The sequence below is a fragment of the Myxococcus guangdongensis genome, from assembly GCF_024198255.1.
GTDB classification, from domain to species: Bacteria; Myxococcota; Myxococcia; order Myxococcales; family Myxococcaceae; genus Myxococcus; species Myxococcus guangdongensis.
The window spans coordinates 734,423-751,480 of sequence record NZ_JAJVKW010000003.1 but is presented as its reverse complement, the minus strand read 5'-3'; the positions used below and the strand labels follow the sequence as shown (position 1 = coordinate 751,480).

Sequence of the window (17,058 nt, the reverse complement as noted above, 5' to 3'; positions counted from 1 at the left end):
GCCATGAACCTTCGCTATCTGTCGCTCTCGCTTCTCCTGGCATTCATTTTCGCGTGCCCCCAAGAACGCTCGAAGCCCCGGCACTCGACCGCATCCCTCATTGGCACATATATTGCCAACTCGCGAGAAATCAATGGAACCATCATCCTCAGAGAGGATGGAACATATCTTCACACATTCACTCAGAATGAGCAGCCCCAACGGGAAGAAGGGCGTTGGACAGCTATTACCGATACAGCGGGGACGGCCATCGTTTTCGATGGCTTCACGCCTGATTGGATGGGTCGGGGACAAACGAAATGGATCCCCTATATAGAAGAACAAGGTGGCCGCGTTGCCATCTCGGCGGACCCAGACAAAGCTGGCTATTTCGTCAAGCAATAGGTGCACCAACACCTGTCAACCCACTTCTCCATGAACACATATGCAACATCGAAAACTCTCTTCCGTGTTCCTGGAGAAGTGCCCCAGTATCTCTCCAGGAACTGCGGGCCATGTCTTCGACGCGGGAACCAGCGCACCTTGCCTTTCCCCGTTCACGCCGTGCCGACCATCGCCCAAACCAACGAAGCCCTCCAATAACAGGGAGCCATCATCGAAGTCCCTTGTCCTTGTGGAACTGCATCTCTCGCACCAGGACTGCACAGACATGCCCCAGAAGAAATTGAAAGAGTACAAAGCAATGATTTGGACTCAAGACCCTACTCGCCCCGGACAGCGGGTGACCATCATGGCGACCAGCCTGGACGAGGCCTACAGCCTTCTTGAGAAAGAACATGGCAAGGGCACTGTTTTCTACCTACTCAATGAAGAGGACGCGCAGACGCCTCGATAATCGCCCTGAAATGTGAGTCGGCTTGAGGTAGATGAGGATGGTCTCACGATCATCCAGCTTAGTTAGATTCCTGAAGCAAGGAGCACAGACTACGAACTCAGCCTTGGTCTGTGCTCCACTTTCAGGCATCTCCTGCAAGGTCGGCCGATCTCAAGTTTCCAGGTGGGCACGGCAAGCACCTTCCCCACGAACGGCTCGACAATTAGCCGATATGGCCTGAATCCGCGCTCTACTGGACTGGCGGCTCGGCCGCGCATCCTCGAAAGACTCATCCGACTTTGGAGGACCCGTCATGGCCCACGACCACTCCGCACATTCCGTCCAACACATCGTTCCGGGCTTCGGCGCGGACCGCGCCGCTCACTACGATGCCCAGGCCGCTCTCAGCCTCGCGGGCGTCCAGGCCATGTACGAGCTGGTGGTCAGCGCCATGACTTCCCGACTCGATGGCCAGCAGGACGCTTCCCTGCTCGCCGTGGGCCTGGGCACGGGGACGGAGCTGGTGCCCTACCTTCGCTTCGATGTCCCCGGCTGGCGCTTCACGGGCATCGACCCGTCCGAGGCCATGCTCGACGTGGCCCGGAAGCGCCTGGAGACCAAGGGACTGCTCTCCCGCACGCACATCCACGTGGGGGAGTTGAAGAGCCTTCCGGAGGGTCCTCCGTTCGACGGCGCGCAGATGATGGGCATCCTTCACCATGTGGAAGGGGACGCGGCCCGCCTGGAGCTGCTGCGTGAGGTGGCCCGTCGGATCAAGCCCGGAGCGCCCCTCGTCATCGGTTGCCGCGTCGGAAAGGACCCGGTGCTGACGGACGTGGAGTTCCGCTGTCTGCGGGCCCATGGAATCTCCCGGGAGGAGTTGGACCATCGTCGCAAGCTCTTCGACGCCAAGGTGAGGCCCATCGAGTCCGACGCGGCCCTGGCCAGCATGCTCGAGCAGGCGGGCTTCACGCCGCCCAAGCCCCTCTTCGTCTCACTCCAGTTCAAGGTGTTCCTCACCCAGTCCGGGACTGCGTCCCAACGCTGAGCCCCGCGCGGTGGACGGAGGGACCAGAGGGGCGCATCTCGGAGGCGTCAGGGCCTGGACGTTGCACCGGTCCATGACCCCGAGGCCTCCATGGGCCTCGCTCATTCGGGTCACCCACGCCCCATGTCCATCTACTTCGTGAAGAACGTCGAAGGATTCCAGCCCAAGGGCGCACATGTCGGACGCGTCTGCGCGGGCGTCTCTGGTACCGAGGAGTTGATGCAGGCGCTCGAAGCCGCGCTGCGACTGCCCGCCTCCTTCCGGCGAACGTGGGACGCCCTCTCCGGGTCCCTCCGGGACCTCTCCTGGCTCCCAGCGGGGCGAATCACGCTCGTCCACGAGGAGCTCCCACTCCTGTCTCCCGAAGACCTCAGCACCTATCTGCATGGGCTGGAGGAGTCTGCCGGGATTTGGCGAGGAAGGACTGACTACGCGCTGGATATCGTGTTCGCGAAGAAGCACAGGCACCGGGTTCTGGCGCCGCTCGCGGACATCCGCCCCAGGTCACCCTGGAGGCGACTCAAGGCGGAACTGGACAGCAGCAGCATTCGGGACGAGTTCCAGTTCATCTCCCAGAAGTTCGACGGCTTCGAGTTCGTGATGAACATCGTCGAGCATCGTGACGGGTCGACGCGTCAAATCCGGAATGCGCTCTACCTTGCCTTCAGGATGCGGGGCTGGGACCGTGAGCGTTTCGCCAGAGCCCTCCCCAGCCTCTGCATCCACGAATCGCTCGAACTGAGGGAGCAGGCGACATGGAGCCTGCTCGTCCTGCGCAGTCACAACAGGACCATCCCAGGTGAACTAATCCCGAACGATGATGTCTCTTCGTGCGTGAAACGCCTCCACAAGGCCATTGAATTGGGCGTCCAGGAGAACCTTGAAGCCCTCGCACACAAGTATCTGGCCGGGACGTTCTGACACTCACTCCCACTCAAGCCCGAGCCTCTTTCTCCCATGGTCACCAGGATTTCGATTCAAGGATTCGAGTACGACTGGCTCGCTTGTGACGAAGTGGGCCACGTCGGGTTCCTCAGCACTGCTGGTGGAGGATACGCGCCGGATGAGTTCCTCCGCGACATTCCACTCCACGACCGGGCATTGGAGCTGCTTGCAGGGATGAAGTCCTGCACGAGGGCAATCCCACAGCCAGACCAGCCCTCTGAGCCTGAGGATGTGTGGAGGCGAATGGCGGAGCGGGGTCTCTTCGCCTTCGACTCTTCGCCGCTCGGAGGTCCCTATCACCTCATCGTCCGCCCCGAGACAGCCATCCAACTCGAAGCGCTTCCTCCAGAAGTTGTACGAGCAGCGAAACAAATCACGCTCGCCCATCTCCGGTTTTCGGACGTGAGCACGTTGGACGAGACACTTCTTTGTCGCTCCATCCGAGTCCCCTGAGGAGAGAAGAGATGACCCAGCCGAATTTGAGAGAGTACAAAGCAATCATCCGGATCGGAGGCCGCCCCAATCCTGGGTTCCACGTGACAGTGATGGCAACCGACCGCGAAGAAGCCTACGAACTTCTCGAGAAGAAGCATGGACCAGGCACGGTCTTCGACCTGCACAACGAAGACGATGCGGTAACCTTGCCAACCCAAAGGAGTTCAGACATGGCCCAGAAGAAGTTGAAAGAGTACCGAGCGATCATCGAGTATGGAGACCCCAATCGCCCTGATCTGCGAGTGACTGTGATGGCGGTAGACGGCGAAGAGGCCTTCAATCTTCTCGAGGAGAAGTATGGCAAGGGCACCGTCTTCGACCTGCACAACGAAGAGGAAGCGAACACGATTCGGTGACCTTGTCGGTGAAAGAGCCCGTGAGCGCAGACATGTCCGAGAAGAGACTGAGAGAACACAAAGCCATCATCTGGACTGAGGACCCCAATCGTCCCGGTCTGAGGGTCACTGTGATGGCAGCCAGCGCTGCGAGGCGCGCATGCTTCTCGAGAGCGACCACGGCAAGGGCAACGTCTACAATCTTCACAACGAAGAGGATGCGAAGATGCCTCGCTAACTTCTACGGGTCCAGCTACTGCACGCAGTCCGCGACGTCATGGGCCTGAGCCTCCAGGACACGGGCGAACTGTTGAAGTCCCTGCCGCGTCAATTGGCAGAGGGGACACGCGTGGAGATGGAACTCCTCCAAACACGACTCGCACCAAGCGGAGCGAAACTCCTCGTCGAGCGCGACACCTCAACCACGAAGTGAGCCCGCGCCCACTGTCACGGAGTCGTGGTCGAAGCCCCAGGAACCGGCATCACCGTGCCGCCGTACTGTGTCGCCGCCAACGTCCCGCACGCCGCCCCAATCTCCTTGCCCCCTGAATACCGCCGGGCCACCGGCGCCTTCAGGATCTGCAAGTAGTCCCGGAACGCGCTCAGCTCCTCCGCCGAAGGCGGCAGGTACTTCCCCGTCGGGTCCGTCACGTCGATGAGGTCCACCTTGATGGGAATCCCCTCGAACGCCACCTTCAACGCCTCCGCGTCCTCGCGCTCCAGGTTGAAGCCGGAGATGGCCACATAGGCAATCATCGCCCGCTCGCGCCGCACCTGGCTGTACTCGCGGATGGCCTCAATCAGCTCCGGCAACGGATGGGTCTTCTCAATCGGGAGCACCTTCGCCCGCTTCTCCGACATCGCGCTCGTCACCGAGAACGCCAGCCGGTACGGATGCCCCTCCCGCGTGTAGCGCCGAATCGCCGGCACATGCCCCGCCGTGGAGAACGTAATCGCCGTGCCCGCAATCGAGAAACCCGCCGGGTTCGACAGGATGCCCGCCGCCCGCAGCGTCTCCTTGTAGTTCAGCAGCGGCTCGCCCATCCCCATGAACACCACACCCCGCACCGGCCGGTCCGCCTCCGCCCTCACCTGCAGCACCTGGTCCAATATCTCCCAGGTATACAGGTTCCGTTTGAAGCCCAACTTCCCCGTCATGCAGAAGTCGCACGCCAGCGCGCAGCCCACCTGGCTGGACACGCAGATGACGTACTTCTCGTCGAAGATGGGGATGCGGACCGCTTCAATCCGCCCGCCCAGTGGGGAGTCGAAGAGGTACTTCACGAAGCCGTCGTCCGCCTTCCGGCGCTCCACGATTTGGAGGCTCGGCATCTCGGCGTGGGCTTCCAGGTAGTCCGTCACCCGGCGGGGCACCTGGGGCGAGCGGGCCACCTCCGTCACGGACTTGCGGCCGTGGGCGAAGACGGCCGCGAACACCTTGCGCACGGCGGTGGGGGACGGGGAGAGCGGCGCGAGCGCCGCCTCCAGCTCCGGGAGCGAGAGTTGCTTCAGGTTCACGAGGCGGACTTGATTTTGGTGCGAAGGAAGTCCGTCAGCTTGGTGCTGACCTCCTTCGGCATCCTCGCCGCCAGCGCGCGCTTGCACAGACTGGGCGTGGCCCGGTACGTGCGGAGGAACTCCTCACAGGGGCTGCACCCGGACAGGTGCTCCTGGAGATGGCGCGAATCCTCGGGCGACATCTCGCCCTCGAGGTATTCCAGCAGGAGGTTGATGGAGTCTTTACAGGTGTACATCCGAACCTCGGCTGGCTGCGGCGCGCCCTCGTCCTCGCTTCGGAAGATGCGGAGCCCCCCGTTCGCGTTTCACGGCCCGGGATTGTCGCGGTTGTAGAAGGCGTCGATGGCTTCCCGGAGCGCGAGACGAGCCCGGTGCAGGCGGCTCTTGATGGCGGGGATGGAATCCCCCGTCACCTCCGCAATCTGTTCGTAACTGAGGCCGTCCACGTCTTTCAAGAGGAAGACCTCACGATACCCCTCGGGCAGCCGGTCCGCCGCTTGCCGGATGGCCTGGCCCAGCTCCGCGTCCAGGGCCTTCTCCTCGGCGTCCCGGCTCCAGTCCGTCTGGGGGTAGTCCGCCAGCGTACCCCGGGGGGTGAACTCCGGCCCCTGGAGCTCCGCCTCGGCCGCCTGGGCCACCCGCCGGTGGCGCAGGCGCATGAGCGCGTGGTTGGCCGCGATGCGGTGCACCCAGGACCCGAAGGCCGCATCCCCGCGGAAATCCTTGAGATGTTGGTAGGCCGACAGGAAGGTGTCCTGGGTGATTTCGGCGGCGTCCGCCTCCGAGCGCGTCATCCGCAGCGCCAGACCGTACACCTTGTCCTGGTGGGCTCCCACCAGGGCCTCGAAGGCGGACATGTCCCCGTCCTGCGCGCGGGCAAGGAGCAGGCGATCATCTTCCGTGGCGACCTCGTCGGACATGGCGGGGCGCACCCAACCAGCCAGAAGCGCCTTCGTCAAGCGCGGTTGCGACGCCTCGTCCCAGGCCGCTTGCTGACATGTTGACTGTCCCGGACCCACAGCCGGAAGGGCTCGTCCGCCCACGCCCCCGCGTACTCCACGCCGATGCGGGGCCCCTTCTCCACCCGCGCCTCCTCCACCCCCACACCCGGGAGCAGGTGCAGCCCCGGTGAGGCCAGGTCCACCCGGTTGTGCGCGAGCGTCAGCCCCATCGCCTTGCACAGCTTGCCGGGCCCGTCCGTGCGCCCCCCTGCGTCCAGCCCCTCCACCGGCTCCACCGCGCGCACCAGCACCGCCGCCCCCACCCCGGGCGCGTCCGTCACCACGTTGAAGCAATGGTGCATCCCGTAGATGAGATACATGTAGGCCTTTCCGGGTGGGCCGAACATGACCTCGGTGCGCGGGGTGAGGCCCTTGGCGGCGTGGCAGGCCAGGTCGTGCTCGCCGATATAGGCCTCGGTCTCGACGATTCGCCCCACCCGGCGGGCGCCGTCGGACGCCTGCACGACGAGCAACGTACCGAGCAGCTCCCGCGCCACGACGAGGGCCGGGCGCGCGTAGAAGGACGAGGGCAACACGCTCACGTCCAGCAGTGTACCGGCCCCCGCCGACATGCGCTCTGCAATGGACATCCGTCCACCGGTGGAAACCCGCCACGTACTTCCTGGCACCGGACCCATTCACTCCAGCGCGGGGCTGGTGCAGATTGCGCCGCACCATGTCCACCCCCGGCCGGCTCTCCGGTCTCCTGCTTCCGCTCTTCTCCCTGCGCTCCCCGACGGATTTCGGCATCGGTGACTTCGGCGCGCTCGACGGCCTGTTCTCCTGGATGAAGCTCGGGCGTCAGCGCCTGCTGATGCTGTTGCCGCTCTTGCCCACCGCGCCGGGTGACTCCAGCCCCTACGCCACCCGCTCGGCGTTCGGCCTCAACCCGCTCTTCATCGACCTGCACGCGCTGCCGGAGTTCACCGCCTCGGGCGGCGAGGCCGCGCTCACCGACGAGCAGCGCCGCCAGCTCGCCGAGGCCCGGAGCGCCCCGCGCATCCGGTACGACCTGGTCTTCCCCCTGAAGGACGCCGCCCTGGCGCGCGCATTCGACACCTTCGAGGCGAAGCACTGGGCCTCCCAGTCCGAGCGCGCCCGCGCCTTCGCCCAATGGCGCGACGCCCAGGCCGGCTGGCTGGAGACCTACGCCTTGTTCACCGCCATCAGCGAGCAGGAGGACCGCCGCGCGTGGTGGGAGTGGCCGGAGGGCCTGCGCACCCGCCAGCCGGAGGCGCTCGCCGCCAAGGGGAAGGAGCTGGAGCGCCGGGTGCGCTACCACGCGTGGCTGCAGTGGGTGGCCGAGGAGCAGTGGAACGCCGCGCGCGCCAAGGCCCGCGCCCAGGACGTGCTCCTGTGCGGTGACGAGCCGTTCATCATCGGCCAGGACAGCGCGGACTGCTGGGCCAACCCCACCATCCTGCGCCGCGACGCGCGGCTGGGTGTGCCGCCGGACGACTTCTCCGCCACGGGCCAGGACTGGGGCCTGCCCTACTTCGACTTCGTCGCCATGCAGAAGGACGACTACGCCTGGCTCAAGGCGCGCGCGAAGAAGGCGGCCAGCTACTACGACCTGCGCCGCGTGGACCACGCGGTGGGCTACTTCCGTCAGTGGATTCGCGACGAGCAGACGCCCACCGGGCGCTTCATCCCGCCGGACGAGGAGAGCCACAAGCGGCTGGGCCGCAAGCACTTCGAGCTGCTCTCCGAGGGCGCGGGCATCGTCGCCGAGGACCTGGGCGTGATTCCGCCGTTCGTGCGCCACATCCTCGCGGAGCTCAAGCTGCCCGGCTACCGCGTGATGCGCTGGGAGCGCGACGACAACACGTACCGCAACCCCCACCAGTTCCCCGCCATCTCCCTGGTGACGACGGGCACCCACGACACCGACACCATGGTGGAGTGGTGGGAGGGCGCCCGCGACGACGAGCGTCAGGCCGCCGCCCGCGCGTGGCCGGAGCTCCACGGCGTGCCGGTGTCACGCGAGTTCACCCCGGAGGTGCACCGGGCCCTGCTGGCCGCGGCGCTCAACTCGGGCAGCGACTTGTGCGTGCTGCCCTGGCAGGACGTGCTCGGCACCCGGGACCGCATCAACCTGCCGGGCTCCATGAGCGACTCGAACTGGGCCTACCGCATCGCCCAGGACGTGGGCTCGCTGCTCAACGACGCCACCACGCGCGAGGCCGCCGAGAAGCTGGCCTGGCTCACCGCCTCCGCGCGCCGCTGAACCACGCCCTCACGCCGCCGTGCCCGGGGTGATTCGCACCCGGGCGCGGTGCAGCGGCCGCGCCTTCAGTCGATGCACTTCACCTGACCGGGGAAGCCATCGAAGATGGCGCAGCGGCGGTTGGTGTTGGCGCACTCGAGCCTGTCGCAGACGTCCTCGGTGACGCAGATGGGCGGAGAGCGTCCGAATTCCAGGAATACCTCGGCGCAGAACTCGTAGATCTGCTCGCAGCCGAAGGAGCCGCAGTATTCCGCGTCCGCGAGGCTCTCACCTTCTCGGAGCTTGACGACCTCGTCGTCGTCCACGCCGCAGGCGGAGGCGAGCGCCGACACCACGCAGAACACCAGGACTCTGATTCGGCGGGACAGGAGCATGGGCCCCAATCTGGCGCACCTTGGCGCGGCTTGCACGTCTCCAGGTGTTTCGAGCAAGGACTTGCCGACAGAGGCCGGGATGACGAGACGTTGGAATGCGACAAAGGGAGGAGGTCGTCCTCCACAAGACGCGCTGACCCTCTTGCCTTCCGGGTATGAACAGTCCGTGGCCGTTGACCTGCTCCGACTCCTCCGCCTCGCCACCGTCGCCCTGCTCCTGAGCATGGCGGGTTGTGCCACCACGTCCACCCCGCCCCCGGGCCCCAAGGTCGCCAAGCTCGACATCGAGGGCACGAAGCAGGTGAGCGAGGGCGACATCAAGGACCGCATCCTCACGTCGCAGACGCCGTGGTGGGCGTTCTGGCCGTTCGGCGGGCCCAACTACTTCGACCCCAACGCGTGGCAGGCGGACCTGCGCCGCATCGAGCGCTACTACCAGGCCCAGGGCTACTACCAGGCGGAGGTGGTGGACAGCGAGGTGAAGCCCAAGGGCAAGGACGCGGTGGAGCTCATCGTCGAGGTGAACGAGGGTGAGCCCACGCGCATCGGTGACATCACCATCGAGGGGCTCCAGGCGCTGCCGGAGGAGGAGCGCGGCAAGCACCGCGAGCGGCTCGAGTCGAAGCTGCCCTTCAAGAAGGGCGACATCTTCCGCGAGGGGCCGTGGGAGGAGTCCAAGGGCGCGATGCAGGAGCAGCTGCGCGAGCAGGGCTACGCGGAGGCCGAGGTGTCGGGCGAGGTGCAGGTGGACGTGGACACGCGGCTGGCCCAGGTGCGGCTCGAGGTGAAGCCGGGGCTTCGCTACCGCTTCGGCAACACCTTCGTGGCCACGGACGCCAACCCCGAGGTGCCCCCGCGCCGCATCATCGAGCAGGTGCAGGGCGCGCTGAGGAAGGGTGACTGGTACAGCGAGACGTCGCTCGCGGAGGCGCAGGCGCGCGTGTTCCGCATGGGTGTGTTCGGCGCGGTGAAGGTGACGCGGGGCGCGCCAGACCGGGAGTCCGCCACGGTGCCCGTCGTCGTGGACGTGCGCGAGGCGCCGTTCCGCTCGGTGCGGCTGGGTGGTGGTATCGGCGTGGACGCAGCGCGCCAGGAGGTCCGCGCGCTGGGCGAGTGGACGCACCGCAACTTCCTGGGCGGCCTGCGCCGGGTGACGGTGCGGGGACGCGCCGGTTACGCCTTCATCCCCAACATCCTGAGCACGTCCAAGCAGGGCCCCGTCTTCGAGGTGACGGGCGAATACGAGCAGCCGCGCTTCCTCTTCCGGGACCTGCGCCAGCAGACCTCGCTCACGCTGGAGAAGGGCCTGGAGCAGGCCTACGACTTCTACGGCGGCCGGTTGCAGACGGGCGTCATCTGGCAGCCGCACCGCAACTTCTCCGTCTTCCCGTCCTACAACCTCCAGGTGTACCAGCTGTCGGGTCGGGTGAGCGCGGACTCGCGCGTGCCGCCCGTCATCCTCGGCTGCGGCGAGGGGCAGACGCGGTGTGACGTGGCGCTCAGCTTTCTGGAGGTCGCCTTCGCGTGGGACCGCCGCGACGACCCGGTGGAGCCGCGTGACGGCTACTACGTGAGCATGTCCGTGCAGAAGGGCGGCGGCTTCCTGCAGGGTGACTTCACCTACGTGCGGCTGTTGCCGGACCTGCGCTTCTACCGCTCCTTCGGCGAGGAGAAGCGCTTGGTGCTGGCGGGCAAGCTGCGGATGGGCACGCTCAACCCCGCGGGGGACTCGCAGAGCTCCATCGTCACGCGCTTCTTCTCCGGCGGCGCCACGTCCATGCGCGGCTTCAACGGCCAGCGGCTGTCGCCCCTGGCGGCGCTCGAGAAGCAGGAGGACACCAACGGCGACGGCACCCCGGACACGCCGGTGCAGAACGAGGAGTGGGACACGGTGCCGGTGGGCGGCAACAGCCTGTTCGAGACCTCGCTGGAGCTGCGCTACCAGATTACCGAGAGCATCATGGTGGCGGCCTTCTGGGACTCGGGCCTGGTGGGGGTGGAGGGCTTCGACTCGCCGCGCGGGCCGCGGCTGTTCGGTCCCGAGCACTACCACGCGGTGGGCATGGGGCTGCGCTACCTGACGGTGGTGGGCCCCATCCGCCTGGACATCGCGCGGCGGCTGAATCTGGGCCAGGGATTGCCCGTGGCCACGCCGGGGTACATCTATCCGTCCTCCGGTGGATGCTTCGGCATCGGCAGCAAGTGGAAGCCGGATGGACCCACCTCCCGGCAGGCGACCTTCGCGGGAGCCCCTGACGGACAGTGCGCGCTGCACCTGTCGATTGGAGAGGCGTTTTGAGTCGGCGACGCTGGGGGCGACGACTGCTGTGGGGGCTGCTGGGCGGCCTGGCCTTCATCGTGCTCGCCGTGGTGGGCGCGCTCGTCTGGGCGACGTCCGCGCCGGGCGAGCGCTTCCTGGTGGGCAAGGGGCTGCAGATTGCCAACGAGCAGTTCTCCGGGCGGCTCGAAATCGGCGGGCTGGACCTGGCGCCGCCGGGCGCGGTGCTCACCGGGGTGAAGCTGTATGACCCCGAGGGCGAGCTGGTCGCGGAGATTGCCCGCGTCGAGGCCCGCGTGCGGCTGGGGGGGCTCATCCAGCAGCAGGTCCGGTTGACGGAGGCCCGCATCGAGGCGCCCCGCCTCTACCTGGCGCAGGACGAGCGCGGGTTGAACCTGTCGCGCGCGATCGCGCCCCGCGTGCCCAAGCCCGAGGAGCCGCCCGGCCCGCGCGGCAAGCTGCGCGTGGACCTGGACGAGCTGGTGCTCCAGGACGGCTACGTCGACTTCCGCCAGGAGCTGGAGGACGGCGGCGAGCGGCACGCGCGGCTGGAGGACCTGGACGCGAAGGCCTCCGGACACTTCGCCGCGGCGACGCAGGGCTTCGGCGCGACGCTGGAAGCCACCGCGGCCCTGACGCAACCGACGAAGGGCCCCGTGAAGCTGAGCCTCAAGGGCGGCGGCGAGGAGGGCGCGCTGGACGCGGACGTGAAGCTCGACCTCGCGGGGCTCCTGCTGGACGCGAGCGCCAAGGCCCAGCTCCCGCCCCAGACGCCGCCCGGCCAGCCTCCTGGCGCCATGAAGGCGGACCTGGTGGTGCGCAAGCTCACCGTGCCGCCGGAGCTGCCGCGCGGCTTCGTGCCCTCGTGGCCCCTCCTGGTGCCCGTGCACGTGGAGGGCACGGCGGGGCTCGATGGGGAGCTGGCCCAGGCGGAGCTGTCCGGCAAGGCGGCGGACGCGACGCTCGAATTGAAGGGCGACGTGGACCTGGAGCGGCTGCGCACCCGCGGCGTCACCGTGAAGTTGCGCGGCGTGGACCTGTCCGCGCTGGTGGCCGAGGGGCCGAAGACGAGCCTGTCCGCGGACCTGAGCGCGAAGGGCGGCGGCACCAGCCTGGAGACGCTCGACGGCGAGGTGGACCTCACCGTGTCGCCGTCGCGCTTCAAGGGCCAGCCGCTGGGGCCCGTGGAGCTGCACGCGAAGGCGAAGGATGGGCAGTACACGCTGTCGCGGCTGCTGGTGCTGGTGCCGGGCGCCTCGCTCCAGGCCAAGGGCCAGGGCACGACGAAGGCGGTGCGCATCGACGGCGGGCTGACGGCGGGCAACCTGGCCCTGCTGTCCGACTCGCTGACGAAGCTGATGCCCGGCGCGGTGCCGCCCATCTCCGGCAGCGGCACGCTCGAGTTCAAGGTGGAGGGCCCCGTGCGCGCGCCCGGCGTGGTGGCGCAGGGCAACTTCACCTCGCTGACGTATGGCGACTACGCGATTCGAAACCTCACGCTGAACGCGGAGGTGCCGGACGCCACCCGCCCGCTGACGACCGACGCGACGCTGGTGATTGGCGTGCTGAAGGTGGGCGAGCGCCTGTTCCGCGACGTGTCCGTGGGCATCGCCACCGAGGAGCGCCGCCTGGAGGCCAGCGTGCGCGTCATGGGGGACACCGCGCTGGGGCTGACGCTCGCGGGGCTCGTGGACGACGACGGCATGGGGCTGGAGCTGCAGGCGCTGACGCTGTCGTGGCCGGAGGCGACGTGGAAGCTGCAGGGCCCCACGCACGTGGGCTTCGGCGGGGGCAAGGTGGAGGTGGAGCCCGCGCTGCGGCTCGCCGCGGGGGGACAGGCGCTGGGCGTGCGCGCCCTGCTGGTCAACGAGCGACTGACGGCGCGCGTGGACCTGGACGCGGTGGACCTGTCGCTGTTGCCGCGCGTCGCGGTGCCGGAGTCGTTGGGGCTGGGCGGCACGGTGTCGGGCTTCGTCACCGCGCAGGGCAAGCTGCCGCGTCCGGACGCGCAGGTGAAGCTGAGCTGGAGCGACGGGCGCGCGCAGGGCTACGAGGACCTGCAGCTCGCGGTGGACGCGACGTACGTGAAGGACCGCGCGCAGGGCACGCTCTCGGCGGGCCTGCCGGTGGCGAAGCTCACCGCGAGCTTCGACGTGCCCGTGCAGGGCGTGTTGAAGCGGCGCAAGGACACGCTGTCGCTCAAGGCGAACCTCGAGGGCGTTGACCTGGCGGGGGTGATGAAGCTGCTCGAGCGGCCGGAGCCGGTGAGCGGCACCGTGTCCGCCCAGCTCGTGGTGGACGGCACCGCGAGGGACCCGCGCCTGGACTTCGTGCTGCGCGGCCAGCAGGTGAACTACAGCGCGCCGCCCCCGGGCTTCGCCTTGAAGGCCCCGCTGGACTTCGACCTGCGCGCGGCCTCCGACAAGGAGGACGGCACGCTGGACGCGCGCCTGGACGTGCGCGGCCTGGGCACCCAGCAGACCTACGTGGTGCTGCGCACGCCCTTCACGGTGGGCGGGATGCTGGCGCGGCCGCCTCGGGCGGAGGACCTCCTCTCCGCGTCGGTGGACCTGGAGGCGCGCGTGGCGGAGCTGCCCCTGGCCCAGTTCGAGGGCGTGGGCGGACTGCAGCGGCCCGGCGGCAACGTGTCCGTGCAGCTCAACCTCACCGGCTCCGCGCTGGTGCCGCAGGCGCGCCTGAGCGTGCTGGGCGTGGGGCTCACCGCGTACGGGCTGCCGCCGATGAACAGCCAGCTGGGCGTGGTGGGCGACGACCAGGACGTGCGCGTGACGCTGGCCGCGCAGCGCGAGGACGGGCCCCTGGCGCAGCTGGACCTCACGTTGGACGCGCCGCTGGGCGCGCTGCAGGACCAGGAGGTCTACGGACACATCCCCTTCCAGCTCAAGGGCCGGCTGGGCCCGGTGGCGCTCCAGCAGCTGCCCGGCGTGGCCAAGGCGCGCGCGACGAGTGAGCGCGCGCAGAAGACGGGCGCGCCGTCGTCCCAGAAGGGCTTGCAGGGCGAGCTGTCGGTGGAGCTGGCCGCGCGAGGCACGCTGGACGCGCCGCGCATGGAGCTGACCGCGGGCGTGCAGAAGCTGGGCATGGGCGCGCTGGCGCTGGGCCAGGCGCGGTTGCAGTACGGCTATCAGGACGCGCGCTCCAAGTTCGACGTGCTGCTCACCGCGCCCTCGGGCGGCACGCTGATGGTGGACGGCGGCCTGGGGCTGGACGTGTCGCTGCCCGCGATTCGACGCGGCCTGGACACCTCGCGCGCGCCCATGGAGGTGACGCTGCAGGCGAAGGACTTCGACCCGTCGTTCCTGTCCGGCGCGGCGGAGATGCTGCGCAGCATCGGCGGACTGATTCAGGCGGACGCGAAGCTCTCGGGCACGCTCGCGGTGCCCACCTTCCAGGGGTCGATGAAGTGGAAGGACGGCAAGCTCGCGCTGATGGGGCTGGGCGAGTACCGCGACATCCAGCTCGCGCTGGAGGCCAGCCAGGAGCGCATGGCCATCAACACGCTGTCCATGAAGGCCGGCGGCGGCACCGTGTGGCTGGACGCGCCGCTGACGGCCACGCGCAACTCGCGGGGCGAGTACGAGCTGACCAGCCCCCAGGACAATCCCTACCCGCTCCGCGCCCGCGACTTCCCCATCGTCTTCGACGACCAGTTGATGGCGGTGCTGAGCCTGCGCGCGAAGGTGGAGGGCACCATCTCCGAGCGGCTCGTCAACCTGCGCAACGTCTCCGTGCCGGAGGCCACCGTCGAGCTGCCGGAGGCCAAGCGCAAGGACCTCCAGGACCTGGAGCGCCCCGGCGACGTGGTGCTCGTGCGCAACGGTCAGCCGCTCGAGCGGCGCAAGCGCAAGCAGCCCCAGCAGCCCTCGCCCGGAGACCCCGAACCCGAGGCCCCCGCGGGCCCGTCCACGACGCCTCCGACTCCCGCCGACGCGGAGGAGGATTTGGAGTCGGGCGACGAGACGAAGCCCCAGCGCGCGTACTGGGTGAACGTGAACGCGCCGCGCAACATCTGGGTGAAGGGCAGCGACCTCAACGTGGAGCTGGGCCTGTCGGAGGACTTCCGCGTCGAGTACACCGACGTGGCGCGCCTCTTCGGTCAGGTGCGCGTGCTGCGCGGCCGCGTGGACGTGCTGGGCCGCCGCTTCGACGTGCAGCGCGACAGCCTGGTGAGCTTCACCGGCCCGCCCACCGTCCCGTACATCAATGTCACCGCGGAGCACCGCGCGGAGAGCTCCAACATCACGGTGTACGTCACCATCCGGGGCCAGGGCCGCGACATCACCCTGAAGCCCACGAGCGAGCCGCCCCTGCCCGAGTCCGAAATCTACACGCTGCTCGCCACCGGCCGACGCACGCTGGAGCGAGGCTCCGGCGCGTCCATGACGGCCAGCGCGCAGGCGGCCTCCGTGGTGGGCTCGCTGGTGGCCAACGAGGCGCGCAAGGCGCTGGCCGCGAAGCTGCCGTTGGACGTGCTCTCGATTGAAGCGGGCGGCGCGGGCATCGCCGGCACCAAGCTGGAGGTGGGCACCTACGTCACCGACAAAATCTACGTCGGCTACACCGGACGGGTGGGCGCCAACATCCAACAGGGAGAGAACTCCAACGCGGTCCGCTTCGAGTACCAGTTCGGACCGCGCTGGAGTCTGGAAGGACAGTACGGCGACGCCCGCTCGGGCGGCCTCGACCTCATCTGGACCAACGAGTACTGAGGGCCGCCCTCGCGCGCGAGGGGGCTACAGCCAGTACATCTCGAAGCACGCGCCCACCGGCCCCGCGCCGCTGTTGGGCGCCATGGGCGAGCTCACCCACGCGCCGCCCACGCCGCACTGGCTCCACTCCTGGTTGGACGAGGACTGCACGCAGGTGCGCGCGGGCACCGAGCGGCCCAGCGTGGCGGAGGAGCACCACGGCCACGCCTGGGTGCAGGTGGTGGGGCGCGTGGTGCTGCCCGCGGTGAAGACGCCGGAGACGCACTGCCGCCACATCGCGTCGGACGAGCTCTGCACGCAGCCGAGCTCCGGCACCGTCGTGCCCGCCGTCTCCGACACGCAGCCCGTGGACGTCGGGGCGCCCCAGTTGAAGCCGCCGTCCGCGTACCGGTGGTAGATGACCGACACCAGCGACGAGCCGCCCACCGTCGCGCGGCCACACTGCGTCGCGTACGCGCCCACCCAGGGCGTGTACGTGTAGAGCGCCGCGGTGGCCTTGTTGGTCGGCTTCACCGAGCACGGGTCCAACGTCGACTTCGCCGTGCCCACCTTCCAGCCGGAGACGGTGGCCCGCCCCGCGTCCAGGTCCGTGAAGTAGCCGCGCAGCTTCTTCGCCGAGCAATCAATCTGCTTCCCGAAGCCCACGTATTGCGCATCACACCCGCTGCTGTCGGGACAACCACAGCCGGTCGCCTTGCTCAGGTTGTTGGAGGTGCCGCTCTGCACCAGGCTGGACTCCACCTGGATGCGCGCGAGCATGTACAGCGGGCTGATGCCAGACGCCTTGGAGCGCTCGACGATGAGCGCCGCCGCCGTCTTGTTGCTGAAGGCCGGGTCCCGATACGTGGCCAGGTACGAGCCCTGCTGCGTCAGGAAGGCCTGCACCTGCTCGGTGGTGATCCACTGGTGGCCCAGGAGGTTGTCGTCCTCCAGCAGCCGGTGCATGTCGTACTTCACCGTGGCTCGCTGCAACACCTGTCCGGTCAGCTCGTCGACGAACTCGTCCTGCGCCTCTTCGACAGCGCCACAGCCAACCGCCAACAGCGCGGGCACCAGGAGCCACCACAGTCGCGTCTTCATCACGGCCTCGAGGGGAGATGCGCCGTGCCCGCGAGTGAAGCCCTCGCCTCCCAGCGGGCCCGGCAGGGGGGAACCCTCTCGTCTACCCGGCCCCTGCCTCACGCCTCAAGAATTTCTTGAATTGAAGGACTGACAGACTTTTGGCGTCGAGCTGAATGGGCGCCATGAGGGCGGGTGCTGTCCTGGAGTCCAAGGGACTTGAGGCTCACGCGG

General features: G+C 68.0%; 14 protein-coding genes. 8 read left to right on the top strand and 6 right to left on the bottom strand.

The genetic code is table 11. From position 1 onward, the window contains the following. Positions 1-3 precede the first annotated feature (3 nt). The 5 genes from LXT21_RS12525 (at position 4) to LXT21_RS12505 (ending at position 3,658) form a co-directional block, all read left to right on the top strand. Positions 4-384 carry a hypothetical protein gene (locus tag LXT21_RS12525; RefSeq protein ID WP_254038346.1) on the top strand — a complete coding sequence of 127 codons (381 nt, stop codon included), beginning with the start codon at positions 4-6 and terminating at the stop codon, positions 382-384. Between the two features lie 265 nt (positions 385-649). Further along, positions 650-835 carry a hypothetical protein gene (locus tag LXT21_RS12520; protein WP_254038345.1) on the top strand — a complete coding sequence of 62 codons (186 nt, stop codon included), beginning with the start codon at positions 650-652 and terminating at the stop codon, positions 833-835. 292 nt (positions 836-1,127) lie between these two features. Continuing rightward, positions 1,128-1,862 (top strand): class I SAM-dependent methyltransferase, encoded by a 735-nt coding sequence (locus LXT21_RS12515; RefSeq protein ID WP_254038344.1) that lies wholly within the window; start codon positions 1,128-1,130, stop codon positions 1,860-1,862. 123 nt (positions 1,863-1,985) lie between these two features. After that, complete coding sequence (locus LXT21_RS12510; protein ID WP_254038343.1) at positions 1,986-2,783, top strand: barstar family protein; 798 nt, start codon at positions 1,986-1,988, stop codon at positions 2,781-2,783. 488 nt (positions 2,784-3,271) lie between these two features. Further along, the gene (locus tag LXT21_RS12505; RefSeq protein ID WP_254038342.1) at positions 3,272-3,658 is read left to right on the top strand and encodes a hypothetical protein; all 387 of its coding nucleotides are present in this window, start codon (positions 3,272-3,274) and stop codon (positions 3,656-3,658) included. A gap of 426 nt (positions 3,659-4,084) precedes the next feature. On the opposite strand, the gene LXT21_RS12500 is transcribed toward LXT21_RS12505, so the two are convergent. The 4 genes from LXT21_RS12500 to LXT21_RS12485 form a co-directional block, all read right to left on the bottom strand. Next, the gene (locus LXT21_RS12500) at positions 4,085-5,155 is read right to left on the bottom strand and encodes a radical SAM protein (RefSeq protein WP_254038341.1); all 1,071 of its coding nucleotides are present in this window, start codon (positions 5,153-5,155) and stop codon (positions 4,085-4,087) included. After that, a complete protein-coding gene (locus LXT21_RS12495) occupies positions 5,152-5,391 on the bottom strand; it encodes an anti-sigma factor family protein (protein ID WP_046716292.1) in 240 nt (79 codons plus the stop codon). Before LXT21_RS12495 ends, LXT21_RS12500 begins: the two co-directional genes overlap by 4 nt. Positions 5,392-5,460: 69 nt before the next feature. Beyond that, a complete protein-coding gene (locus LXT21_RS12490; protein ID WP_254038543.1) occupies positions 5,461-6,075 on the bottom strand; it encodes an RNA polymerase sigma factor in 615 nt (204 codons plus the stop codon). 35 nt (positions 6,076-6,110) lie between these two features. Next, on the bottom strand, positions 6,111-6,698 hold the full coding sequence (locus tag LXT21_RS12485; protein WP_323394414.1) for a DNA-3-methyladenine glycosylase: 588 nt from the start codon (positions 6,696-6,698) through the stop codon (positions 6,111-6,113). 134 nt (positions 6,699-6,832) lie between these two features. Between LXT21_RS12485 and LXT21_RS12480 the strand changes: the two genes are divergently transcribed. Further along, on the top strand, positions 6,833-8,383 hold the full coding sequence (locus tag LXT21_RS12480; protein WP_254038339.1) for a 4-alpha-glucanotransferase: 1,551 nt from the start codon (positions 6,833-6,835) through the stop codon (positions 8,381-8,383). 65 nt (positions 8,384-8,448) lie between these two features. Here LXT21_RS12480 and LXT21_RS12475 read toward each other — a convergent pair whose 3' ends face one another. Then, on the bottom strand, positions 8,449-8,757 hold the full coding sequence (locus LXT21_RS12475; RefSeq protein ID WP_254038338.1) for a hypothetical protein: 309 nt from the start codon (positions 8,755-8,757) through the stop codon (positions 8,449-8,451). A 166-nt stretch (positions 8,758-8,923) separates the two neighbouring features. Between LXT21_RS12475 and LXT21_RS12470 the strand changes: the two genes are divergently transcribed. Beyond that, the gene (locus tag LXT21_RS12470; RefSeq protein ID WP_254038337.1) at positions 8,924-11,056 is read left to right on the top strand and encodes a BamA/TamA family outer membrane protein; all 2,133 of its coding nucleotides are present in this window, start codon (positions 8,924-8,926) and stop codon (positions 11,054-11,056) included. Continuing rightward, positions 11,053-15,765: a translocation/assembly module TamB domain-containing protein gene (locus LXT21_RS12465; RefSeq protein WP_254038336.1), complete on the top strand. Its 4,713-nt coding sequence runs from the start codon at positions 11,053-11,055 to the stop codon at positions 15,763-15,765. Before LXT21_RS12470 ends, LXT21_RS12465 begins: the two co-directional genes overlap by 4 nt. A 24-nt stretch (positions 15,766-15,789) precedes the next feature. On the opposite strand, the gene LXT21_RS12460 is transcribed toward LXT21_RS12465, so the two are convergent. Beyond that, entirely contained in the window at positions 15,790-16,845 is a 1,056-nt protein-coding gene (locus LXT21_RS12460) for a hypothetical protein (RefSeq protein WP_254038335.1), read from the bottom strand. Positions 16,846-17,058: the final 213 nt, after the last annotated feature.

Coding starts and splice junctions, on each gene's coding strand:
- LXT21_RS12525 (WP_254038346.1), top strand. CDS start 4: ATGAACCTTCGCTATCTGTCGCTCTCGCTTCTCCTGGCATTCATTTTC.
- LXT21_RS12520 (WP_254038345.1), top strand. CDS start 650: ATGCCCCAGAAGAAATTGAAAGAGTACAAAGCAATGATTTGGACTCAA.
- LXT21_RS12515 (WP_254038344.1), top strand. CDS start 1,128: ATGGCCCACGACCACTCCGCACATTCCGTCCAACACATCGTTCCGGGC.
- LXT21_RS12510 (WP_254038343.1), top strand. CDS start 1,986: ATGTCCATCTACTTCGTGAAGAACGTCGAAGGATTCCAGCCCAAGGGC.
- LXT21_RS12505 (WP_254038342.1), top strand. CDS start 3,272: ATGACCCAGCCGAATTTGAGAGAGTACAAAGCAATCATCCGGATCGGA.
- LXT21_RS12495 (WP_046716292.1), bottom strand. CDS start 5,391: ATGTACACCTGTAAAGACTCCATCAACCTCCTGCTGGAATACCTCGAG.
- LXT21_RS12490 (WP_254038543.1), bottom strand. CDS start 6,075: ATGTCCGACGAGGTCGCCACGGAAGATGATCGCCTGCTCCTTGCCCGC.
- LXT21_RS12480 (WP_254038339.1), top strand. CDS start 6,833: ATGTCCACCCCCGGCCGGCTCTCCGGTCTCCTGCTTCCGCTCTTCTCC.
- LXT21_RS12475 (WP_254038338.1), bottom strand. CDS start 8,757: ATGCTCCTGTCCCGCCGAATCAGAGTCCTGGTGTTCTGCGTGGTGTCG.
- LXT21_RS12460 (WP_254038335.1), bottom strand. CDS start 16,845: ATGAAGACGCGACTGTGGTGGCTCCTGGTGCCCGCGCTGTTGGCGGTT.